The sequence below is a fragment of the Bacillus sp. AFS059628 genome, from assembly GCF_002571225.1.
Lineage (GTDB): Bacteria > Bacillota > Bacilli > Bacillales > Bacillaceae_G > Bacillus_A.
Genome location: NZ_NVEC01000078.1, coordinates 1 through 22,503, shown reverse-complemented (window position 1 = coordinate 22,503; position 22,503 = coordinate 1). Strand labels below are relative to the sequence as shown.

Below are 22,503 nucleotides of genomic sequence, written 5' to 3'. Positions count from 1 at the left end.
CTGTCACAAGAAGACTTAGAATTAATTCTAGATCCATTCGAAATGACACACCCAGGGATTGCAGGAGCAACTCTTTTAAAGAAAAATTAAAAGAAGAGGGGGACAAGCCCCTCTTTTTTGTTTACAATATAGAAATGCTATATATGAATAGAGGTAGGGATGTTATGAGTAAGTTTACAGTAGCTTCTAATGGTTCATTAGAAACGACATTAAGAGGAGTGGAAGTATTATCAACACCACTTTTAAATAAAGGGGTCGCTTTCACGCAAGAAGAAAGAGAAGAATTAGGTTTAAAAGGGTTATTACCCCCAGCAGTTTTAACATTAGAAGAACAAGCACGCCGAGCATACGAACAATTTTGTTCTCAGCCGGATGATTTATTAAAGAATGTATACTTAACAGCGTTACATGATCGAAATGAAGTATTATTTTATCGTATTTTAACAGATCACTTGCGCGAAATGTTACCAATCGTATATACACCAACAGTCGGTGTAGCGATACAAAGGTACAGTCATGAATACCGTAAACCACGTGGTGTGTATTTATCAATTAACGATCCGTCAGGTATTGAAGAAGCATTTGCGAATATCGGTGCAACAGCAGAAAATATTGATTTAGTTGTTGTAACAGATGGAGAAGGCATACTTGGAATTGGTGACTGGGGCGTTGGTGGTATTAACATCGCCATCGGAAAATTAGCTGTTTATACGGCCGCGGTTGGAATCGATCCTAGTCGTGTACTACCGGTAATTCTAGACGTAGGTACAAATCGTGAAGAATTATTAAACAATCCATTTTACATTGGAAATCGTCACCCTCGTATAACTGGTGAAGCTTACGATGAGTTTATTGATACGTTTGTACAAGCGGTAAGTAAGCAATTCCCGAAAGCACTCTTACATTGGGAAGACTTTAGTTCTAGAAATGCACGAAAAATTCTAGATAAATATCGTCATGACATTTGTACATTTAATGATGATATTCAAGGTACAGGTGCAGTTTCACTTGCTGCTGTGTTATCGGCAGTGAAAGCTTCGGGTGTACCACTAAGTGAACACCGCGTTGTTGTATTTGGTGCTGGTACGGCTGGAATCGGTATCGCAGATCAAGTTAGAGATGCAATGGTCCGCGTAGGTGTATCAGAAGAAGAATCGTATAAGCGTTTCTGGTGTATTGATCGTAACGGATTAGTTACAGATAATATGGAAGATCTTCTTGATTTCCAAATGCCGTATGCAAGAAAAGCACTGGAAGTAAGTGAGTGGAAGCAAAATGGTGTAATCGGACTTGCTGAAGTTGTGAAACATGTAAAACCGACAATTTTAATTGGTACATCAACTGTTGCAGGCGCATTTAAAGAAGAGATTGTTAAAGAAATGGCTTCTCACGTAGAAAGACCAATCATTTTACCGATGTCGAATCCGACGCCACTTGCTGAAGCGAAACCAGCTGATTTAATTGAGTGGACAGAAGGAAGAGCATTAGTTGCGACAGGAAGTCCATTTGAACCAGTTACATACAACGGTGTAACGTATGTGATTGGACAATCAAATAACGCACTTATTTTCCCAGGTCTTGGTCTTGGAACAATTGTCGTACGTGCAAGTATCATGACGGATGGAATGTTTGCAGCAGCAGCTGAAGCAGTTGCAAGCATGGTAGATACAAGTCAGCCAGGAGCACCTATTTTACCAGAAGTTGAAGAGTTACGTAATATCTCGGAAATGGTTGCAATTGAAGTAGCGAAAGTTGCTGTTGCAGAAGGTGTAGCTAGAGAGAACTTAAGTGATAACGATATCAAGATTGCAGTGAAAGAAGCAATCTGGGAGCCGGAGTATCGCCAAATAAAAGCGGTAGAAAAGGTTAGAATATAGAAATAAAGCCCGTTTATAAAAATAAGCGGGCTTTCACTTTTATTACCGAAAAAAGTATAGGAAGTGGCAGCTTTGAATTGGAATCAATTATGGAAGAAAGATATTTCCCTTTTAATTATATTAATGGTTGTTGTTCCGATTGCTGGAGAGCTTAATTTTCATCCTTTTAATGATACGTTTCGCGTTAGCTTTGGGACACCGCTTTTTTTCTTTTTATTGCTATTTTTAAGAAGAATACCAGCAGCGGCTGCAGGTATTCTTGTCGGTATATGTGTCGTTTTATTCCGCGTATGTCTTGACTGGGTCATGCAAGGTTCATTTCATATGACAGAATCATTTTATTTGCGCTATCCTGTGTTTTTTTATTATTTTATTTATGGAAGTCTTTTTTCACTCTGTAGGGTGAATAAGTTTCATCAGAGACCAATCGTTATTGGATGCCTTGGGATTACAATTGAAATTATCGCAAGTATGTCTGAACTAGCGATTTATCATATGGTCGTGCTCGGTACAACGATAATAGTTTCTGAATTAAATAAACTTATTATTATCGCTATTTTCCGTAGTTTCTTTGCACTTGGCTTTTTAAATATGATGAATTTATATGAAACAAAATTAAAAGAATCACAAGTCCGAAAAGAAAATGAAAAAATGTTCATGCACCTTTCGAATTTATATGTAGAATCAGTTCATTTGAAAAAAACGTTACAAAATGCAGAATTGATTACACAAGAAGCATATCAACTATATCGAAACTTACAAGCGAACGATGATTCCAGCAGTAAAACAGCATTGAAAATAGCAGGAGAAGTGCACGAAATAAAAAAGGATAATCAAAGGATTTTTGCAGGATTATCTAAACTGTTATTAGATAAAAATGTGGCGGAGTATGTAGAAGGTCATGAGCTTACAGAAATGATTGTAAGAATAAATGAAAAGTATGCTGAAATGCTAGAGAAAGATATACGCTTTTCTAAACATATAGAAGGTGAACACGCTGCATACCACGTGTATACAGTGCTATCAATCTTTAATAACTTAGTTGCGAATGCAGTAGAAGCAATTGAAGATAGAGGTCTCATTCATATGAAATTATATAAACGAGAGCAACATGTAGTCTTTGAAGTAATTGACGATGGACCTGGTATTGCACAAAAATATAAGAAGTTAGTATTTAAGCCCGGGTTTACTTCAAAGTATGACCAAACGGGAACACCGTCAACAGGCATTGGACTTTCTTACATACGCGAAATGGTAACAGAGCTTGGCGGAGAAGTAAGGCTAGAAGATAATGAAACTGGAAAAGGGTGTAAGTTTATCGTTTGTTTACCGGAGTGCAGTTTAAAGCGGGAAGGGGAATAGGTTTGTTTTATTATATCGTAGATGATGATGAAGTTTTCCGTTCGATGCTTTCACAAATTATTGAGGATGGCGATCTTGGGGAAGTAATTGGAGAATCGGAAGACGGAGCTTTTGTTGAAGCAGAACAGCTAAATTATAAAAAAGTGGATATTTTATTTATTGATTTACTAATGCCTATGAGAGATGGCATTGAAACAGTTCGCCATATAGCGTCTTCATTTACTGGGAAAATTATTATGATTTCTCAAGTTGAATCGAAACAGCTCATTGGCGAGGCGTATACACTTGGTGTGGAATATTATATTACGAAACCACTAAACAAAATAGAAGTAGTATCGGTTGTACGAAAAGTGATAGAGCGTATTCGTTTGGAACGTTCTATATATGACATTCAAAAATCATTAAATAGTGTGTTTCAGTGGGAAAAACCGCAAATGCGTAGTGAAACAGTGCAAGAAGGGAAAAAGATATCAGATTCCGGACGCTTCTTACTAGCAGAACTTGGTATTGCGGGAGAGAACGGGAGTAAAGATTTACTTAGTATGTTGGAATATTTATATGGGCAAGAAAAGGCGCAAACATTTGAATTCGGATTTCCTGCATTAAAAGATATATTTCACCAAATAACATTAAAAAAATTAGATAATATGGCTTCAGATGCAGATATAGATAAGGAAAGAAAAGCATCCGAACAACGTGTAAGAAGAGCGATTTATCAATCGTTGAATCATTTAGCTTCCCTCGGACTAACAGACTTTTCAAATCCGAAATTTGAAAGCTATGCTCCGAAGTTTTTTGATTTCACTGTAGTTAGAAGACGGATGACAGAAATGACAAAGGATGAAATAGCGACTTCTGGACATATACGAATTAATACGAAGAAATTTATTCAGGTACTGTATTTTGAAGCGAAACGGTTGATGGAGATAGAGTGAAGAAGATGCTTATAAATAAGCATCTTTTTTGTTGAATCAACATTTTATATTTTCTCGTTGAGCATGTAAAATATTAAGTAAGAGAAAATGGTTTTACATTAAGGCGGTGTCAAAGCAATGGGTTTTACATTAAATAAATCGATTATTAAAGAAGTATGCGGAGAAACCTCATATAAAAGAGGCGAAGCTTATTATAAATCAAATAAAGTAATCGTGAATCATTATGATGAAACGAACGAAATTTGTGAGGCGACGGTAAAAGGAAATGAAGATTTTCATGTTACAGTAGAAAAAGCTAAAAAAGGTGATGTAGTTGCAAGATGTAGTTGTCCTTCGTTAGCGTCTTTTCAAACGTACTGTCAACATGTTGCAGCTGTACTGATACAAATAAATGATAACCAGCAAACGGGTGGGATGGGCTCTATTAGTAGCAGAAATGATCAATTAACAAACGGGATGTTTCAGTTGTTTGCAGACAAACCGCTGCGGCCAAAGAGTAAACAACATCGTTTTGATACACGTGAAATATTAGATGTTGCGTTTATATGTTCATCAGTAGCGACGAAAAGTGGTGGGGCCCTTCTTGGAATTCAGTTGAAACTTGCGAAAACATATTTTATAAATCATATTAGAGAATTTCTTTCTAAAGTGGAGAAAAGAGAGACCTTTCATTGTTCCAATGAATTTACATACACACCAAATGTACATAGTTTTAAACAAGAAACGGACGCGATTATACAACAACTCATTAAAATATATCATAATGAAAAAATGTATGAAGATGCGTTAGAAGTACATGCGAAACAAGATGAAAGTATGATATTTATACCGCCAGCTTCGTGGAGAGATATACTCTCTTCACTTTCTAAAGTGGAGCATGTACATCTGAAACAAAATGAGCAACTGTTTCACGGGTTACAAATTTCAAAAGGATTATTGCCATTACATTTTGAGTTTACGAAAGGCAATAATGGTGGATTTACACTTCATATAGATGGTCTAAATCGTGTTCAAGTTATGGAAATGTATAACTATGCTCTTTACGATGGAAAATTATATCATTTACCTATTGAAGATTGTATGCGACTTATTGAATTGCAAAAAATGATGAGTCGCTCAAATAGCAATCAGTTTTATATTCCTGAAAATAAGATGGAACATTTCGTAGCGAAAGTTGTACCTGGATTAATGAAACTTGGAACGGTACGCATTGATGAAATAATATCCGATCATGTTGAAACGCCGTCTTTAAAAGCAAAGTTGTATTTAGATCGAGTGAAAAATCGTTTGTTAGCAGGTCTTGAATTTCATTATGGAAACGTCATGATCAATCCGCTAGAAGAAGACGGACAACCGTCTGTTTTTAATCGTGATGAGAAAAAGGAAAAAGAGATTTTAGACATTATGAGTGAAAGTTCCTTCGCAAAAACGGAAGGCGGTTATTTTATGCATAATGAAGAAGCAGAGTATAACTTTTTATATCATGTCGTCCCAACATTAAAAGGCTTAGTTGATATTTATGCGACAACAGCAATTAAATTACGCATTCATAAAGGGGATACAGCACCTCTTATTAGGGTGAGAAGAAAAGAAAGAATTGATTGGTTGTCATTTCGCTTTGATATAAAAGGAATACCGGAAGCAGAAATTAAAGGTGTATTAGTGGCTCTTGAAGAAAAACGAAAATATTACCGGCTTGCGAATGGTTCTTTATTATCACTAGAGAGCAAAGAGTTTAATGAAATTAATCAGTTTGTAAAAGAATCAGGTATTCGAAAAGAATTTTTACATGGGGAAGAAGTACACGTTCCGCTTATTCGGAGTGTAAAATGGATGAACGGACTACATGAAGGTAATGTTTTAAGTTTAGATGAGTCTGTTCAAGATTTAGTTGAAAGCATTCAAAATCCGAAAAAGTTAAAGTTTACAGTACCGCCAACTTTACATGCTGTAATGAGAGAGTATCAAGTATACGGATTCGAGTGGATGAAAACACTCGCCTATTACCGTTTTGGCGGTATTTTAGCAGACGATATGGGACTTGGAAAAACGCTACAAAGCATCGCTTTTATAGATTCTGTTTTACCTGAAATTCGAGAGAAGAAGCTACCTATATTAGTCGTCTCACCGTCCTCTCTCGTTTACAATTGGTTTAGTGAATTGAAAAAATTTGCCCCGCATATTAGAGCGGTCATTGCAGATGGAAATCAAACAGAACGACGAAAAATCTTACAAGACGTAGCGGAATTTGATGTCGTCATTACGTCATATCCGTTACTGAGAAGAGATATAAGATCGTATGCGAGGCCATTTCATACACTATTTCTTGATGAAGCACAGGCGTTTAAAAATCCTACAACACAAACTGCAAGAGCAGTGAAAACAATTCAAGCTGAATATCGTTTTGGATTAACGGGAACGCCTGTCGAAAATTCATTAGAAGAGCTATGGTCTATTTTCCACGTCGTATTTCCAGAATTATTACCAGGAAGAAAAGAATTCGGTGATTTAAGGCGAGAAGATATAGCGAAGCGCGTAAAACCTTTCGTATTAAGACGATTAAAAGAAGACGTATTACAGGAGCTTCCAGATAAAATAGAGCACTTACAGTCATCGGAATTATTACCAGATCAAAAGAGACTATATGCAGCTTATTTAGCGAAATTAAGGGAAGAAACGTTAAAACATTTAGATAAAGATACGTTACGTAAAAATAAAATTAGAATTTTAGCTGGCTTAACGAGATTGCGACAAATTTGTAATCATCCCGCTTTATTCGTTGATGATTACAAGGGGAGTTCAGCTAAATTTGAGCAACTATTAGAGATACTTGAGGAATGCAGAAGTACTGGTAAGAGGATTTTAATTTTTTCTCAATTTACGAAGATGCTGTCCATTATTGGTCGTGAGTTAAATCGTCAAGCGATTCCATACTTTTATTTAGACGGAAATACACCTTCGCAAGAACGTGTAGAGCTATGTGACCGGTTTAACGAAGGGGAAGGGGACCTATTTCTCATTTCTTTAAAAGCTGGTGGTACAGGTCTTAACTTAACGGGTGCCGATACGGTTATATTGTACGACTTATGGTGGAATCCAGCTGTTGAACAACAAGCAGCAGATAGGGCATATCGAATGGGACAAAAAAATACGGTACAAGTCATTAAGTTAGTGGCTCACGGAACAATTGAGGAAAAAATGCATGAACTGCAAGAAAGTAAGAAACATTTAATCGCTGAAGTGATTGAGCCGGGAGAAGAGAAATTATCATCCATCACGGAGGAAGAAATGCGAGATATTTTAATGATTTAATAAAAAAGCTATGCTTTCACATGTATGAGAGCATAGCTTTTTTAGTGTAATAATTATAATTTGTTTTGAACAAAGTAAAGAGATAATACAGAATTTACTTTTTATTCCCTTTACTTTTATATGGCTTGGCAGCTGCCTTTTTCTTTGCACTTGATTGCCAACGATTCCATCCTTTACTTCCTGTACCTTGTCCTACACCTTTTTTCGGTTTTGCTTTCGTTTTACTCATATGATCACTCCGTTATATAAAAATCTTATTTGATAATAGTCAATGATTTAGAACATACTCTTTATAAATGACTATGATTGCTTTAAGTAAAAATAAACTGCTTGAATGCTATAGTATAACACGAATTTGCACGTAAACTGAAAGGAATTACAAAGAAAATGAAAATAATACGAAATACTGCGGATTCTATATTTCGAACGATTACATTACTTGTTGTGTATATGTTAGTTTCGGTTAGTGAAACGTTTTTTGGATTGACGAGACAGAAAAAGTAAAGATGTTAAATTAGCAACAATCAATAAAGCCGTAAAATAAAGAATTGAAAAATATTTTTAAATTTTTGTTGACTTTCTTTATTTTTTGTATAGAATAATCATTAATAAAATGTTTCAGAGATGTGACAACAAAACGACTATGAAAGGACGAGTAGTAGTAGGATGTAGTCTAAGCGAGTCAGGGGTGGTGTGAGCCTGATACGAAGCCTATTATGAAGAACCTCCTGGAGTTGCTAACCGAAATCCTTTAAAGGAAAGTAGACTTAGCCGGGAACTTCGCCGTTACAAGAAGAACAGTATCGAGATATTTCATCTCCGTATTGTATAAGTGAGCAACCTCTGTTGCTAATTTGGGTGGTACCGCGGAACCAAAGCCTTTCGTCCCAGTTTTTTGGGAAAGAAGGGCTTTTTTTGTTGGCTTCTTTTCACAACATCCAAACATTTTAGGAGGAAACCACCATGTATCAATCATTAATGACAGTAAGAGAGACTCAAATCGCAATTAAGGAAGTTAAAACATTTTTCGAGGATCAATTAGCAAAACGCCTTGAATTATTCCGCGTATCTGCACCATTATTCGTAACGAAAAAATCAGGATTAAACGATCACCTAAACGGTGTAGAACGTCCAATCGAATTTGATATGTTACACTCAGGAGAAGAATTAGAAATTGTTCATTCACTAGCGAAGTGGAAAAGATTCGCATTACATGAATATGGATATGAAGCTGGTGAAGGTTTATATACAAACATGAACGCGATACGTCGTGATGAAGAACTTGATGCAACACATTCCATTTACGTTGACCAATGGGATTGGGAAAAAATCGTTCAAAAAGAATGGCGTACTGTAGATTACTTACAAAAAACAGTACAAACAATTTATGGAATATTCAAAGATTTAGAAGACCACTTATTTGAAAAGTATCCGTTCCTTGGAAAGTATTTACCAGAAGAAATTGTTTTTATCACTTCCCAAGAACTAGAAGATAAATATCCAGAATTAACACCTAAAGATCGTGAACATGCAATTGCCAAGGAGCACGGTGCAGTCTTCATTATCGGAATTGGTGATGCACTTCGTTCAGGTGAAAAGCATGATGGACGCGCAGCTGATTATGATGATTGGAAATTAAACGGTGACATTTTATTCTGGCACCCAGTATTACAAGCTTCATTCGAATTATCATCAATGGGAATTCGTGTTGATAGTAAATCACTTGATGAGCAGTTAACGAAAACAGGTGAAGACTTCAAACGTGAGTACGATTTCCATAAAGGTATTTTAGAAGACGTACTACCATTAACAATTGGCGGTGGTATTGGACAATCAAGAATGTGCATGTACTTCTTACGTAAAGCACATATCGGTGAAGTTCAATCTTCTGTATGGCCTGACGATTTACGTGAAGCTTGCAAGAAAGAAAACATTCATCTGTTTTAATAGAAGGGAGAGAGAATAGCTCAAAGAGTTATTCTCTCTTTTTTATGGTGTAAACGAATGGTTTACAGTGAGTTTTACTAATGGTTTCTTTCTTTTTTGGAACCTTTTATGTAATAATTTGTTAAAGGAGAGGACGTTATGAGCTTAGGACAACAACTTAAAAGATTACGAGAGTCACAAGGATTTTCACAGGAAGATGTTGCTAAGAAAATTGGTGTGACAAGGCAAGCTGTGTATAAAGTGAAACTTTANNCTGATTATTAGTTGAACCAATCGGGCTTTTATAGGCAGTTAATCGCATCTGGCTGCCTTGATTGTGCTTAAAAGCTTTGATGAGATTTACTGCCTGTTAAAGCGGGGTAAGTGGGAACATGATAAAAGCTGTCCGGATATTGATAATTTAATTTTGCTTAGCGAAATGTATAATGTCACGTTAGATGAATTAATAAAAGGAAACCAAAGCTTTAAAGAGAAAATACATATTGATGAAGATGAAGATTTTGAGAAAGAGAATGAATTTGGTTTCTACATTGGATTTGGTTTGCTAATTGTGAGTGCTTTTGTTGATTATGAAGGAATGCAAGAGATATTATTAGGGATAGCACTATTCATGATGGTTTTTTACTCTGATGTAAAGAAAGTTATGTTGAATGAGTTCAGATCGTTTTTCAAAAGAAAAGATATATATGATAAGAAGTGGGAAGAGTCAGTTATATTTCCTAGGAAAGAGTATAACGAGTAAATGAATTGTTTTATAATAATTTTAGGATATTGATAGTATGTTAAAAAAACAAACAAGCATAACCCCGTTCTAAAGTTAGGACGGGGTTGAAAATCTAAGCTTTATTAAGAAAGAATATCTTTCAAATATTTTTAATTCAGTAAAACATTACTTATTTGTTACCGAGTTCTTCCGCTAAACCGATTAAAATGCCTTCAGTTCCACGAATGTAGCAGAGACGATACGAATTCTCGTACTGAACTATTTCGCCAACGAGCTGAGCACCATGCTTAGTAGTAAGCCTAGATACCATTTCGTCAATGTCTTCAACGGTGAACATGACGCGCAAATAACCGAGGGCGTTTACAGGAGCTGTCCGGTGATCTGCTATAGTAGGTGGTGTGAGAAATCGCGAAAGTTCAATTCGGCTATGGCCATCTGGCGTCACCATCATAGCAATCTCCACGCACTGAGAACCGAGACCGGTTACGCGACCAGCCCATTCACCTTCGACAGTAGCTCGCCCTTCGAGTTTTAATCCAATCTCTTCGAAGAATGAGATTGCGTTATCAAGAGATTCTACAACGATGCTGACATTGTCCATTCTTAGTAACTTGTTGTTTGCCATAGTCTTTATCTCCTTATATGTATAAATTTGTTGTTTAATTCTCCTCATAATTATACTAAAGTTCCTTTTAAACAAAAAACACCTTGTCACAGTGTAGGAAAATGTGACAAGGTGTTTTCGGATATAGAATAAACATTTTGATAGGGAACAACACTTCGTAAACCTGCTACTACTGAGATACGCATGAACTTTATTTCAGGAATGCTATTATGTTTAAGTAGTTTCAAGAATTTGATACAGTAATTGCTATTCGACAGAATAACTTCGATTTCCCCGCAAAATATTCCCACTCTATTTCTATTAATATAGGAAAGAAATAGATTCATCTCATTTGTTTTAAGTTTTACTAGTGGAAATTAACTCATCTGCACTAAAGGCTCAATTTTCGCCATAAATGATTGATGTAGTGCCTCGACACCTGTTACTAAATGAAGGCGGTCAATAACGACAGACACTTTAATTTCTGATGTACTTACCATTTTAATATGAATATTTTCTTCTTTTAAAGTAGTGAACATATTCGCAGCAACACCTGGATTAGAGACCATACCAGATCCTACAATTGATACTTTTGCTAAATGATTTTCATATTCTACTGATTCATAGTGAAGTGTTTCTTGATTTTGTTCTAATACCTCTAATGTTTCTTTTAAATCATTAGAATGGATGGAGAAGGAGAGGTGAACAGTTCCTTCATTTGTAATACTTTGGATGATGATATCTACATTAATATGTGCCGCTGCTAATGTAGAGAAAACTGTTGAAAGTGCACCTTGTTCTAATCCTTTCATTGTGACGCGTGTAATGTTATCTTCAAATGCAATACCTTTAACGATTGATTGTTGTTCCATGTTACATTCTCCTTTTACAATTGTTCCGTTTTCTTGTTCCATACTTGAGCGAACTTCTAACATGACATTGTGATTTTTAGCAAACTCAACAGCACGCGGGTGTAATACACCAGCACCAAGGTTTGCAAGCTCTAACATTTCGTCATAAGAGATTTCATCTAATTTATAAGCATCTTTTACAACTCGTGGGTCCGTCGTATATACGCCGGTCACATCTGTGTAAATATCACATTTTTTTGCTTTCAGTGCAGCGGCTAATGCAACAGCAGTTGTATCAGAACCACCGCGTCCAAGTGTTGTAATTTCATGGTTTTCACTAACTCCTTGGAAGCCAGCTACAATAACAATCGTACCTTCAGTAAGATAAGATTGAATTCGATCTGTATGAATGTCAGTAATCCGTGCACTACTATGTACAGATTCTGTCGTAATACCAGCTTGCCATCCTGTTAATGAAATCGCATTATAACCTTTTGCTTGTAGTGCCATCGTTAATAATGAAATAGTCACTTGCTCTCCTGTCGATAGAAGCATATCCATTTCGCGTTTACTCGGATTTTCTGTAATCGCGTTAGCGAGTGCGACAAGTTCATCTGTACTTTTTCCCATTGCTGAAACGACAGAGACGATACTATGTCCTCGTTCATATTCTTCAATAATTAAATTTGCTACATGTTGAATGCGCTCAACATTTCCGACAGAAGTGCCACCAAATTTTTGTACAATCGTTTCCATTACGAATTCCTTCTTTCATCCATTTTTAAGAATAGATTAGGACATATATAAATCCCAATATTCCTGTAGTTACCAGAGAAAAACAAAAAACACCATCTCAAATAAGTGAGGATGGTGCTGTTACAGGAAAAGGGAAACAGAAAACGGAGCTAATAAAAAAACCGCCAAAAAAGGAATATCATAAAAATGATATCTCTTTTTTGTAGATAGCTCTTCATACGTACACGTCTGTACATATGACAGTTCTGTTTCTATTCGAAAACAGCCCCAATCGATACATACAGAGAAATATATCGATTTCGGCAACACTTCCTTTCATCTAATTTCATAGACATCTCTGTGTCTCCATTAGAATACTCATAAGTATCGCAACCTCTATCTCACGTTTTAGGCGAGAGTGTTTGATTTATGAAGTTGTTGGTAACATTTGTTTTATAATAATTTAAATTTTTTGGGGAATCAAGTGTTTTGTATAAATTTTAAAAATTCTTTCTTTTTACGAAAAAGTTTGTGAAAAAAGTAGCAAATTAAATTCATTGCATGTACATTAAAATTATAGTGCATTGGAGGTGGAAGAATGAAGGGGAATAAGCCTATTTATGTTTCGGCAGAAATGAACACAACAATGGAGAAATTATGGGAATACACGCAAGAACCACATATACATACAGAATGGGATGCTCGCTTTACTGAAATTTCGTATGTAGAGAAAAATGAAGGAGAATCACAGAAGTTTTTATATAAAACAAAGATTGGATTTGGACTTGAAATAGCTGGAGAAGGTGAATCGATAGGTGAGATAAGAAAAGATATTTTAACGCTGTTATGCAGTTGGATGAAGAAAATAATGAAATTGTAGATTATTTTGGTAAGCCACACATACTTGTTTCTACACTGAATTTTCATATTGATGAGATGGGGGCGATGCATATTTCTTCAAAGAAACAATGGTTTTACATGTTTAGAAGAAAAATCCCGTTACCTATATTCTTATACGGAGAGGCCAACATTGTAGAAAGTTATGATGAAACAAAACAGTGCTTTCGAATTCATGTACAAGTACGCAATCCGTTAATTGGTTCATTATTTTCATATAGGGGAACATTTGTGGAGAGGAAATAAATGATATGAAAAATATAATAGTTGGGCTTGCTTGTTATATTATTTTTCTATTATGTGAGTGGTCAAATGTAAACCCAGTTGAAGCAATTATTTTATTATCTATTTTGTTATTTATACCGATGTCTTTTTGTATTATTGATAAAAGAGCACGAAATGGATTGTATTTATTATTTTATAAATCCGTATCGTTTTTATATCCGATAGCAGCGATTTGTGCAATGTTAGCTTTCGTAACAAATCAATATATCTTTGCGATAATTTGGTTTGTATATACAGGAATCGTTGCGTTATTTGGTATGAATAGATTACTAGAAAGAGGATGGAAACCGTTAGAAGAAACGGCTATCGATAGTGCGTTTATATATTTGTTTTTAGGTGGATTCTGGTTTTTTGCTTCTGTAGCAAAGCTTTCCATTATGCACTTTAGTTCTGACATTGTTTTACTTACAGCTGCACACTTTCATTATTCGGCATTTCTATTGCCATTATCAGCTGGTTTAATAGGGCGTAAGAGAGAAAAGAGCAGTAAAGTATATGATGCGATTATGTTTATCATCGTTATTTCACCTATGACAGTTGCGATAGGGATTACATACTCAAGGGTATTTGAATTTCTTGCAGTGTGCCTATATTTATGTGCGATTTATGGTTATGGGATTTATGTTTGGCGCACGAATTTTAATGCTATCAGCGCAAAAATCCTCCTAGTCATATCGTCTAGTACACTCATGGTAACAATTATGTTCTCACTCATATATTCGTATGGGAATTTGAAACATGTAATGACGATTACAATTGCTCAAATGGTTTGGATTCACGGTGTTGTCAATGGAATTGGAGTAGCGTTGCCGGCATTTGTCGGCTGGATGATTGAAAAGAGTGTTCTGAACTATAAATATTACGGGAAACCAATGAGCAGATTAAGAGGAAAGGCGACAGTTGGTGAAGCATTTTTACATAACAAAAATGTAATAGATAGTAAGGCATACAACGGTTTAGTTGATAAAATGAATAATTTTCATAGTGAGGCATTTGACGTGACGAAGCTTCCTTTAAGCATTATTCGCTTTTATGAAAATACAAAAGAGTATGAGTTACAATCGCATATTAAATGGACTCGCTGGTTCCGACCGTTTGCATTTTGCTATGAGAAAATGAGTAAACGTGTAGGACAAATACATTTAGGAATGGGCGGCAAGTGGGAAACGATGCAAGGCTCTATTATTGGGGTAATAGATGAGAAGGATGGAAGAGAGAATGTAAGGGCGTGGTTAAGAAAAAATGAAGCAGAAGAATCTATTTTTGTAGCTCTTTACTCAAAATATACATATAAGAATGAGACATACATGAATATTGCATTACCTTTGCCATATTCGAATATGACGGGAGTTTTGAAATTATGTAATAAGAGTAATGATTTAATCATTACTAGTAAGCTAAGAGAAAATGGTCAGGGAGATGAGGGGATTTATTTACATACTTGCTACTTTACAATCCGTTTACCGCTAACAGAGACGTTTGTTATTAAAGAGGGCACCAATCAAATGTTAGAAGCTAACCATAAAATGTGGATATTTGGAGTTAAGTTTTTAGAAATTGATTATGAGATTAAGAAAATAGAGGAGAAGTAAAAAAAGCTTGGAGAGATTCCAAGCTTTTTTTACGTATGCGTAATTGTCATAGCAACTTGTTTATCTAAGTCTCGGTCCCAAACACGTTGAATTTCAAACGTACCTTTTTCAAAAAATAATGGAAATCTTTCTTTAAACCAATCTTGCATAGGAAGATTTAATGCTGTATCGATTGGTACCCATAATAATTCGCCCTCAGGAGGATTTATAAGAAGTTCACCATCAAATGAGTCTGTCCAATAATTAAATACCATATATCGAACATTTTCTTTCGGATTTACGTATTCATCTAATCCCTTAAAAGTTAAATTTGAAACAAGTAATCCAGTTTCTTCCTTTACTTCTCGTTTAGCAGCGTGAACGATACTTTCTGGGAAATCTACTTTTCCGCCAGGAGCGATGTAACCAGGGAAGCCTAGATGATCGGGGCGCTGTATTAACAATACTTCGTTATTCCGCTGAATCATACACATGGTGTAAATACGGTGTTCTATATCTTTCCAATTGTTGCTCATATGAATCTCTCCTCTTATAAAACCTTAAATTTTTAAAATATAGTTATATATGACAAAAAATACAATAATAATACAAAAATATACAAATTACAATTGACTATTACTAATTTTCAGAACTATAATGAGTCTGTTACATAAATATATTGTACTTGAGAGGGGAATATATTCTATGAAAAATAGAATAATCGCAGCAGGAGTAATCGCAGCTAGTATATTATCTTATTCATCTAGTAGTTTCGCGCAAACAAAAGCGTTTCCAGATGTCCAAGCAGGGCACTGGGCAGAAGATTCTATTAACTACTTAGCAGCAAAAGGCGCAGTTACAGGTAACGAGAAAGGAATGTTCGAGCCTGGAAAAGAAATCACTCGTGCAGAAGCAGCTACAATGATGGCTAAAATCTTAAACTTACCAATCGATAAAAACGCTAAACCATCTTACGCGGATTCTCAAAAACATTGGGCTACTCCAATTATCGCAGCTGTAGAAAAAGCTGGTGTGGTTAAAGGTACAGGCAATGGATTTGAGCCGGACGGAAAAATTGACCGCGTTTCAATGGCATCTCTTCTTGTAGAAGCTTACAAATTAGAGTCTAAAGTGAACGGTACTCCAGCAACTAAATTCAGTGATCTAGAAAAAAGTTGGGGTAAAGCAAAAGCTAACATTCTAGTTGAATTAGGGATTTCTGTCGGGACTGGTGACAGATGGGAGCCTGGAAAAATTCTAACTAAAGCAGAGGCAGCTCAATTTATTAAAAAGGCAGATTCTCTTAAAATAGGTAATCCTTTAGTAGAAAAGGTAGTTATTATTGATCCTGGTCATGGAGGATTTGATCCAGGGAATCCAGGACAAGGTGTAGAGGAAAGTAAAATCGTATTTGATACATCTTTAAGATTACAGAAGTTGTTAGAAAAAAATACACCTTTAAAAGCTTTATTAACACGTGAAGAGAACGGAAATCCAGGAAGTAACAAAAATGAATCTCTTGCGAATCGAGTGAAATTTGGTCAAGAGAACAATGCAGATATATTTGTAAGCATTCATGCAAATTCTTCTGAAAATCATGATGGTCATGGAACGGAAACATATTATTATAAAAAATCCAAGCATGGGGAAGAGACACAGATTGAAAAGGATAGCGAAGTGTTAGCAAAGAAAATTCAAAATAGAGTAGTAGAAGCACTACATACAAAAAATAGAAATATAAAAGACAATCACTCGCTTTATGTAGTAAATAATAATACAGTACCAGCAGTTTTAACAGAGCTTGCCTTTATTGATAATGATATAGATAATGGTAAATTAGCTACTGAATCAGGAAGACAAATTGCTGCTGAGGCAGTTTATGCTGGGATTTTAGATTATTATGAGTGGAAAGGTTTCGATGTTGAAAAATATCGTTTAGCTAAATAACAATGTTGATTACTAAGCCCATCGTCTACATAGAGGTGGGCTTTTTTGTAACTTTATGTAATTTTGTATCGGAATAAAAAGATATATCGTATTATGCTGATTATAAATAAAATAATGGTAGATTAGTTTATTTTTATCACGTATACTTTTACTGGTGACTATTTAAGAGTTTGTTAGTTTAATAGGAAAAATTATACGATAAAGGGAGGCAAGTTAACACGGGACAAGCATATACATAACGTGTTAAAAAAATTATGAAAAAAGTTATTTCTAATGTGTTAGCGGTGACAGTCGCACTTCAAGTAGTGATGGCTCCAGCAACTTCGTTTGCATCTACAAAAGAATTTCCAGACGTTCCGAAAAATCATTGGTCATTTGAAGCAATTAATGATTTAACGTCAAAAGGGGTTATTGCAGGGTACGATAATGGTAAATTCGGGTTCGGAGATGTTGTAACTCGTGAGCAAGTAGCGGCATTGATGTATCGCGCATTAAAACCAGAAGCAAAAGATGATTATAAAAATCCATACTCTGATATTAGCGCAGGAACGACGATGTTCCCAAAAGAAATTTTAGCATTAACAGAGATGGGGATTTTTGTAGGTGATGGTAAAGGGACGTTTAGACCAAAAGACTCGTTAACTCGTGCTGAGATGGCAGTAATTATACAGAATGCTTTTAAGTTTAAAATAAAGGCTCAACATACGTTTAATGATGTACCAAGCACGCATTGGGCAAATGATGCAGTTAGCGCATTAGAATCTAACGGCATTACAGCAGGTAATGGAGCAGGTGCATTTAATCCAACTAGTGTTTTAACACGTGAAGAATATGCACAATTTTTATTTAATGCTATGGCATCGTATATCAATCTAGATATAACGTTACCATCTAATATAACAGCACAAGAGATTGATAATTTTATTGAAAAATGGCATCCTGACAGTCCTCTTATTGGAACGGGACAAGATTTTATTCAAGCACAAAATGAGTATGGTGTGAGCGCACTGTATTTAGCTGCACATGCAATCTTAGAATCTGCCTATGGTAAATCAGAAATTGCATATCGTAAGCATAATTTATTTGGTCTAAGAGCGTATGATCGTGATCCATTTGCATATGCAAAATATTTATCGTCATACAAGCAAAGTATTTCGTACAATGCTGATTATGTAAGAAAGAACTATTTAGAAGAAGGTGCTAATCATTTCAATGGCTACACATTACCTGCTATGAATGAAAAGTATGCAACTGATAAAGAATGGGCTGGCAAAATCGCTAATATTATGGAGCGTATTAAACCGTTTAACAAAAAAGATTATCAAAATGTAAAACGATTACCAAAAAATCCTAACACATTAAATGTAGAGGCATTAGGTGAGGCGATTCCATATAAAAATTATGCAAAAGATGCAACAGCTACTGTTCAATTAGTAGGTTCTTACTATCAAGTACCATATCCATTTGGCTATACGATTAAAAGTGTACCAAATATTACGCAAAATGAAGTTGGGAAATTAGAAAATGGTAAGAAAGTAAATGTATATCGTGAAGATCCAAACGGCTGGGTAGAATTTTCATTTGAAAATGCTCAAGAAAAATATTGGACATTGAAGAAGAACTTAAAATTATAAATAAAAAAGGTGTTTTCATTTATGAAAACATCTTTTTTATATTTTTACCAATAATTTAACAGTTTCATATATAATTAAAAGTGTTGAAGATTGAATTTTCTGTTTTATATTTAGTGTTAACTTAATTTGAAAAGAGGAGAGAGGTATGCAAGGAGAAATACAAACAGGGAAAAATGTAAGTTATATCGGTAAATTGCTATTGCCAGTTAAAGCGTCACCACATTTTAAGTTTTTATGGATTGGACAATTGCTTTCGACTTTAGGTAGTTCGATAACAATGGTTATTTTGCCAGTCGTTGTATATTCATTAACTGGTTCAACAGTTGTAATGGGAATGACTATGGCAATGTACATGCTTCCTAATATTCTTGCGTTACCGTTTGCGGGATTAGTCGTAGATCGAATGGATCGGGTGAAAGTAATGTTATTTACAGATATCGTTCGATGCATATTAATGCTATTACTTGCAACACTTATATTTATGGACGTATTAACAATTCCACTTCTATATGTACTTGTAGCATTATATGGACTTATGGAAGGCATATTTCAGCCAGCATATGCGGCTGTAAGAGCAAAAGTATTTGTACCTGAAATTCGCAATGCAGCTAATGCATTAACGCAAATGAGTAATCAAGGTATACGACTAATTGGACCCGCTCTTGGAGGATTAATCGTTTCAGTTGCATCTGCCGGAATAGGGTTTGGACTAGATGCAGTAACGTATTTGCTATCATTTTTATGTTTATTATTTTTAAGAGAAATAAGGTTTAAAAAAGTAAACCATATTGAAAAGAGAAAAATCGATTACAAACAAGAGTTTATGGAAGGTGTTTTTGTTTTAAAAAGTCATCCGTGGCTATGGATTACAATTTTAGTCTTTTCTTTTATCAATATTTGTTATGCAGGAATTATCGTCGTATTAATTCCATGGTTATTTAATGTTCATCACCATTTTGAAGCATATGTGTATGGATTAGGAATGGCATCTTCTGGCGTTGGAGCTGTCATTGCCGCGCTAATATTTGGCGGGAGGGAACGATGGTATAAGCGGGGATTACTTGCCTATGGTGGTGTTTTAATAAGTGGTTGTGCACTTTTGATAATGCCGTTTGTTGCTTGGGCACCTGTTTTAATTGGATTAATGGCAATTGAAGGTTTCGGTATGATGATATTTGGACTCATTTGGGAAACGAGTTTACAAGAGCTTGTGCCAGAAGAAGCATTCGGAAGGGTGGCAAGCCTTGATATGTTAGGTTCATTTGCTTTACTGCCGCTAGGTTATGTAGTTGTAGGATGGTTAGCTACTGTCATAGGTGGCGAGATAACGATTATAACACTAGCTATTTTAGTACTTGTAACAATTGGAGTAGCATTATGTGTGCCGAGTATTCGAAGATTTGATTGATGATATAAGGGAAGGGGGAACGACTTATATGCTTATAGAAAATTTGAAAGACATAGTCGCAAAGGAATTGGACAGCCAATATACTTTGCAGGAAAAGATCTTTGAAGCAAAAAATTTCACAGTCTATATTGCTACCCATAGAGAAAATAAGCTAGCATATAATCAACTAGTATTAATAAAACATTTTTGTAACGAAAAGCCTTCCGTGCATATTTGGCATAAGAAAATTAGCACCGATGCAACAAAACTGGACATCACAAAAGAAGTGACAGAAGCCATTCAAACTGGTTTTGTAAATGAAGAGTAAGCCCTAATTAAATTAGGGCTTACTCTTCATTAAATACAAATGTTTGTTTCATTTTTTTACTTTCATTTACTGGATGGCCGTTGTAAGAAAAGTTCTTTTCTTCCCAAGTAATCACAACTTTAAAATTATGGCTATTAAAGTCTAATGGGAATACCATGTAGTCAAAGCTTGTATGACTTTTAGAAATATTTTCATTAGGTGTAGTAGGTTTAAAGGTAGCTTTAGAGGTAGGATTGTTATCAAGTATTTCCACGGATACGTTTGATACATCATGACCGATGTTTTTTACGAGTAAACTATATGTATCAAATACACCTTGTTTTGGCTGGATTGCTTGCTTGTTTACGTTATGAGATTTATCAATTTCGATATACCATTGTTTAGACTTTGATGCAATTGGTAGTGATTGAAATGTGTATGCACTAGCTTGTATTGGTAGTACTAAACAGATTAGTGAAAAGAGAGAAAATATTTTTCGTTTCATTTTTAGAGAGCTCCCATTCTTTAATGGATATATTTTTTATTATCTTCTCTTTTTGAGATAATATACCATGCGATTTAGGGGGGGGGGGATATATTGAAAGAACTCGTAAGTATGGGAAGCAGTATTTTTCTACAACTATTATTTTTGTATATATTTATTTCTGGTGTTTTATTAGAACTTAATCCATGGTATGCAGTAGCTGCTTATGTGACTATTGCTATAATAAGTCTTCTTCTGGGAGTATACTCGATGATTTTCTCTATGAAGAGAAGGCCGAATACTCTTTTTCTAACACTACCCGGTGGAATTATAATAACATTATTTTCAATATTAATTATTGGATTTACAGTATTCGCTTATTTTTTACCAGAAGGAGGTATTCCACCTGTCATTCGTTTGTAGTATGAGTGAATCGATGGAGTTCCTATTTTTTATTGTTCATCTTTCTAAGTAAGCGACATACATCTTAAAAAAGGAAACTATGTAGAGATTTTTTGCATAGTCTCCTTTTTGTTTTTGTAATTAATAATAGGTGTGCTTAAGGATGCTTAAAAGTATATCGGTGACATTAAATTATCGATATAAAGAAGAGTAGAGATTATTTTTCGAAATAATTTTTAATTTGAAAAAAATCCCAATAAATATGTTAAAATAACATTGTCATACAACAAGGGGGATTTGTTTTATGGAACATGGATATCTTGCTAAAGTAGATGTAACGAAAAGAATTGAATCAAAATCTAAGTACAATAAGAAACTTGAAAAATATCAAAGGCGCTTATTAGCGTTGCAGCAAATAGTAAAAGAAGAAAAAATTGCAGTGATGCTCGTTATGGAAGGCTGGGATGCGGCTGGAAAAGGCGGGGCGATTAAACGAGTGACAGAACACCTTGATCCGCGCGGTTTTCAAGTAAATCCAATCGGAGCACCAGCACCTCATGAAAAACGATACCATTACTTGCAACGTTTCTGGCGTAAACTTCCTCAGTATGGGCAAATTACTATTTTTGATCGCTCATGGTACGGCCGTGTGTTAGTTGAGCGGGTTGAAGGTTTTGCTACAAAGGAAGAGTGGACGAGAGCCTATGACGAGATTAATGATTTTGAAAAACTATTAACAGATGATCATTATATAATCGGGAAGTTTTTCTATCATATTAGTAAAGATGAACAATTAAAGAGGTTTAAAGATAGAGAGAAAAATCCTTTAAAAAGATGGAAAATTACAGACGAAGATTGGCGTAACCGTGAAAAATGGTACGAGTATGTTGAGGCAATAGAAGAAATGTTTGAAAAAACAAATAAGCCAAATGCAAAATGGGAAATTATCGCAAGTAACGATAAATTATACGCTCGATTGAAAACGTTGAAAGTGATTATTTCATTAATTGAGGATTACCTTGTAGAACATAATATAGAATTACCTTCATATTATTATGAAATAAAAGAGGGAAAGACAGAAGGCTTTGAAACGGGCCAAGATGAAGTTGTAAAATAATACAAAGTTTGTATAGGAAATATAAAATAGAGATACCCTGTAATTTTGAACAACAAAATTACAGGGTATTTTTAATTTAGAAATATTTTACAAATAACAGAATAAAGTATATAATCAATAATCAT

Annotated in this window: 17 protein-coding genes, 4 pseudogenes, 1 riboswitch and 1 other annotated feature; of the genes and pseudogenes, 16 read left to right on the top strand and 5 right to left on the bottom strand. The window is 35.0% G+C overall.

The features are described from left to right. The 5 genes and pseudogenes from COL05_RS24475 to COL05_RS24455 form a co-directional block, all read left to right on the top strand. Positions 1-90, top strand: a pseudogene (locus COL05_RS24475) (aspartate ammonia-lyase); the annotation flags it as partial. Positions 91-164: 74 nt separating this feature from the next. After that, a complete protein-coding gene (gene malS, locus COL05_RS24470; RefSeq protein ID WP_142337649.1) occupies positions 165-1,877 on the top strand; it encodes an oxaloacetate-decarboxylating malate dehydrogenase in 1,713 nt (570 codons plus the stop codon). A gap of 63 nt (positions 1,878-1,940) precedes the next feature. Next, the gene (locus tag COL05_RS24465) at positions 1,941-3,239 is read left to right on the top strand and encodes a sensor histidine kinase (protein ID WP_098670478.1); all 1,299 of its coding nucleotides are present in this window, start codon (positions 1,941-1,943) and stop codon (positions 3,237-3,239) included. 2 nt (positions 3,240-3,241) lie between these two features. Continuing rightward, entirely contained in the window at positions 3,242-4,174 is a 933-nt protein-coding gene (locus COL05_RS24460) for a response regulator (RefSeq protein ID WP_098670477.1), read from the top strand. 117 nt (positions 4,175-4,291) lie between these two features. Next, positions 4,292-7,486, top strand: a complete 3,195-nt coding sequence (locus COL05_RS24455; protein ID WP_098670476.1) for a DEAD/DEAH box helicase — start codon at positions 4,292-4,294, stop codon at positions 7,484-7,486. Positions 7,487-7,580: 94 nt separating this feature from the next. On the opposite strand, the gene COL05_RS24450 is transcribed toward COL05_RS24455, so the two are convergent. Next, positions 7,581-7,715 carry a DUF3934 family protein gene (locus tag COL05_RS24450; protein ID WP_061657016.1) on the bottom strand — a complete coding sequence of 45 codons (135 nt, stop codon included), beginning with the start codon at positions 7,713-7,715 and terminating at the stop codon, positions 7,581-7,583. A gap of 405 nt (positions 7,716-8,120) precedes the next feature. Continuing rightward, positions 8,121-8,379, top strand: a binding site (T-box leader). 70 nt (positions 8,380-8,449) lie between these two features. Here COL05_RS24450 and asnA point away from each other — a divergent pair. Further along, positions 8,450-9,433 carry an aspartate--ammonia ligase gene (gene asnA / locus COL05_RS24440; protein ID WP_098670475.1) on the top strand — a complete coding sequence of 328 codons (984 nt, stop codon included), beginning with the start codon at positions 8,450-8,452 and terminating at the stop codon, positions 9,431-9,433. 138 nt (positions 9,434-9,571) lie between these two features. Continuing rightward, a pseudogene (locus tag COL05_RS32375) lies at positions 9,572-10,175 on the top strand (helix-turn-helix domain-containing protein). 151 nt (positions 10,176-10,326) lie between these two features. Here the strand turns inward: COL05_RS32375 and COL05_RS24425 are convergent. Then, positions 10,327-10,782, bottom strand: a complete 456-nt coding sequence (locus COL05_RS24425) for a VOC family protein (RefSeq protein WP_098670473.1) — start codon at positions 10,780-10,782, stop codon at positions 10,327-10,329. A gap of 356 nt (positions 10,783-11,138) precedes the next feature. After that, on the bottom strand, positions 11,139-12,368 hold the full coding sequence (locus COL05_RS24420) for an aspartate kinase (RefSeq protein WP_098670472.1): 1,230 nt from the start codon (positions 12,366-12,368) through the stop codon (positions 11,139-11,141). A 199-nt stretch (positions 12,369-12,567) separates the two neighbouring features. After that, positions 12,568-12,754: riboswitch (Lysine riboswitch) on the bottom strand. A 191-nt stretch (positions 12,755-12,945) separates the two neighbouring features. Here COL05_RS24420 and COL05_RS24410 point away from each other — a divergent pair. The 3 genes and pseudogenes from COL05_RS24410 to COL05_RS24400 form a co-directional block, all read left to right on the top strand. Next, positions 12,946-13,179, top strand: a pseudogene (locus tag COL05_RS24410) (hypothetical protein); the annotation flags it as partial. Beyond that, positions 13,167-13,490: pseudogene (locus COL05_RS24405) on the top strand (DUF4166 domain-containing protein); the annotation flags it as partial. The pseudogenes COL05_RS24410 and COL05_RS24405, both read left to right, overlap by 13 nt. Before the next feature lie 5 nt (positions 13,491-13,495). After that, positions 13,496-15,121 (top strand): YndJ family protein, encoded by a 1,626-nt coding sequence (locus COL05_RS24400; RefSeq protein WP_098670470.1) that lies wholly within the window; start codon positions 13,496-13,498, stop codon positions 15,119-15,121. Positions 15,122-15,150: 29 nt separating this feature from the next. Here the strand turns inward: COL05_RS24400 and COL05_RS24395 are convergent, their stop codons facing one another. Further along, positions 15,151-15,636: an 8-oxo-dGTP diphosphatase gene (locus COL05_RS24395; RefSeq protein WP_098670469.1), complete on the bottom strand. Its 486-nt coding sequence runs from the start codon at positions 15,634-15,636 to the stop codon at positions 15,151-15,153. A 169-nt stretch (positions 15,637-15,805) separates the two neighbouring features. Between COL05_RS24395 and COL05_RS24390 the strand changes: the two genes are divergently transcribed. The 4 genes from COL05_RS24390 (at position 15,806) to COL05_RS24375 (ending at position 20,396) form a co-directional block, all read left to right on the top strand. After that, the gene (locus COL05_RS24390) at positions 15,806-17,047 is read left to right on the top strand and encodes an N-acetylmuramoyl-L-alanine amidase (protein ID WP_098670468.1); all 1,242 of its coding nucleotides are present in this window, start codon (positions 15,806-15,808) and stop codon (positions 17,045-17,047) included. A gap of 254 nt (positions 17,048-17,301) precedes the next feature. Continuing rightward, positions 17,302-18,681 (top strand): S-layer homology domain-containing protein, encoded by a 1,380-nt coding sequence (locus COL05_RS24385; RefSeq protein ID WP_098670467.1) that lies wholly within the window; start codon positions 17,302-17,304, stop codon positions 18,679-18,681. 145 nt (positions 18,682-18,826) lie between these two features. Then, the gene (locus COL05_RS24380; RefSeq protein ID WP_098670466.1) at positions 18,827-20,089 is read left to right on the top strand and encodes an MFS transporter; all 1,263 of its coding nucleotides are present in this window, start codon (positions 18,827-18,829) and stop codon (positions 20,087-20,089) included. Positions 20,090-20,117: 28 nt separating this feature from the next. Next, complete coding sequence (locus tag COL05_RS24375) at positions 20,118-20,396, top strand: hypothetical protein (protein ID WP_098670465.1); 279 nt, start codon at positions 20,118-20,120, stop codon at positions 20,394-20,396. A gap of 19 nt (positions 20,397-20,415) precedes the next feature. Here the strand turns inward: COL05_RS24375 and COL05_RS24370 are convergent, their stop codons facing one another. Next, positions 20,416-20,880, bottom strand: coding sequence for a hypothetical protein (locus COL05_RS24370; protein ID WP_074542492.1), 465 nt, complete (start codon positions 20,878-20,880; stop codon positions 20,416-20,418). A 93-nt stretch (positions 20,881-20,973) separates the two neighbouring features. Between COL05_RS24370 and COL05_RS24365 the strand changes: the two genes are divergently transcribed. Next, the gene (locus tag COL05_RS24365; RefSeq protein WP_098670464.1) at positions 20,974-21,282 is read left to right on the top strand and encodes an alpha/beta hydrolase; all 309 of its coding nucleotides are present in this window, start codon (positions 20,974-20,976) and stop codon (positions 21,280-21,282) included. Between the two features lie 283 nt (positions 21,283-21,565). Beyond that, positions 21,566-22,378, top strand: coding sequence for a polyphosphate kinase 2 family protein (locus COL05_RS24360; RefSeq protein ID WP_098670463.1), 813 nt, complete (start codon positions 21,566-21,568; stop codon positions 22,376-22,378). Positions 22,379-22,503 lie beyond the last annotated feature (125 nt).

Excerpts from the sequence above, each read along its gene's own strand:
- COL05_RS24425 (WP_098670473.1), bottom strand. The coding sequence starts at position 10,782 with ATGGCAAACAACAAGTTACTAAGAATGGACAATGTCAGCATCGTTGTA.
- COL05_RS24455 (WP_098670476.1), top strand. The coding sequence starts at position 4,292 with ATGGGTTTTACATTAAATAAATCGATTATTAAAGAAGTATGCGGAGAA.
- COL05_RS24400 (WP_098670470.1), top strand. The coding sequence starts at position 13,496 with ATGAAAAATATAATAGTTGGGCTTGCTTGTTATATTATTTTTCTATTA.
- malS (WP_142337649.1), top strand. The coding sequence starts at position 165 with ATGAGTAAGTTTACAGTAGCTTCTAATGGTTCATTAGAAACGACATTA.
- COL05_RS24370 (WP_074542492.1), bottom strand. The coding sequence starts at position 20,880 with ATGAAACGAAAAATATTTTCTCTCTTTTCACTAATCTGTTTAGTACTA.
- COL05_RS24450 (WP_061657016.1), bottom strand. The coding sequence starts at position 7,715 with ATGAGTAAAACGAAAGCAAAACCGAAAAAAGGTGTAGGACAAGGTACA.
- COL05_RS24390 (WP_098670468.1), top strand. The coding sequence starts at position 15,806 with ATGAAAAATAGAATAATCGCAGCAGGAGTAATCGCAGCTAGTATATTA.
- COL05_RS24375 (WP_098670465.1), top strand. The coding sequence starts at position 20,118 with ATGCTTATAGAAAATTTGAAAGACATAGTCGCAAAGGAATTGGACAGC.
- asnA (WP_098670475.1), top strand. The coding sequence starts at position 8,450 with ATGTATCAATCATTAATGACAGTAAGAGAGACTCAAATCGCAATTAAG.
- COL05_RS24380 (WP_098670466.1), top strand. The coding sequence starts at position 18,827 with ATGCAAGGAGAAATACAAACAGGGAAAAATGTAAGTTATATCGGTAAA.
- COL05_RS24395 (WP_098670469.1), bottom strand. The coding sequence starts at position 15,636 with ATGAGCAACAATTGGAAAGATATAGAACACCGTATTTACACCATGTGT.
- COL05_RS24385 (WP_098670467.1), top strand. The coding sequence starts at position 17,302 with ATGAAAAAAGTTATTTCTAATGTGTTAGCGGTGACAGTCGCACTTCAA.
- COL05_RS24360 (WP_098670463.1), top strand. The coding sequence starts at position 21,566 with ATGGAACATGGATATCTTGCTAAAGTAGATGTAACGAAAAGAATTGAA.
- COL05_RS24420 (WP_098670472.1), bottom strand. The coding sequence starts at position 12,368 with ATGGAAACGATTGTACAAAAATTTGGTGGCACTTCTGTCGGAAATGTT.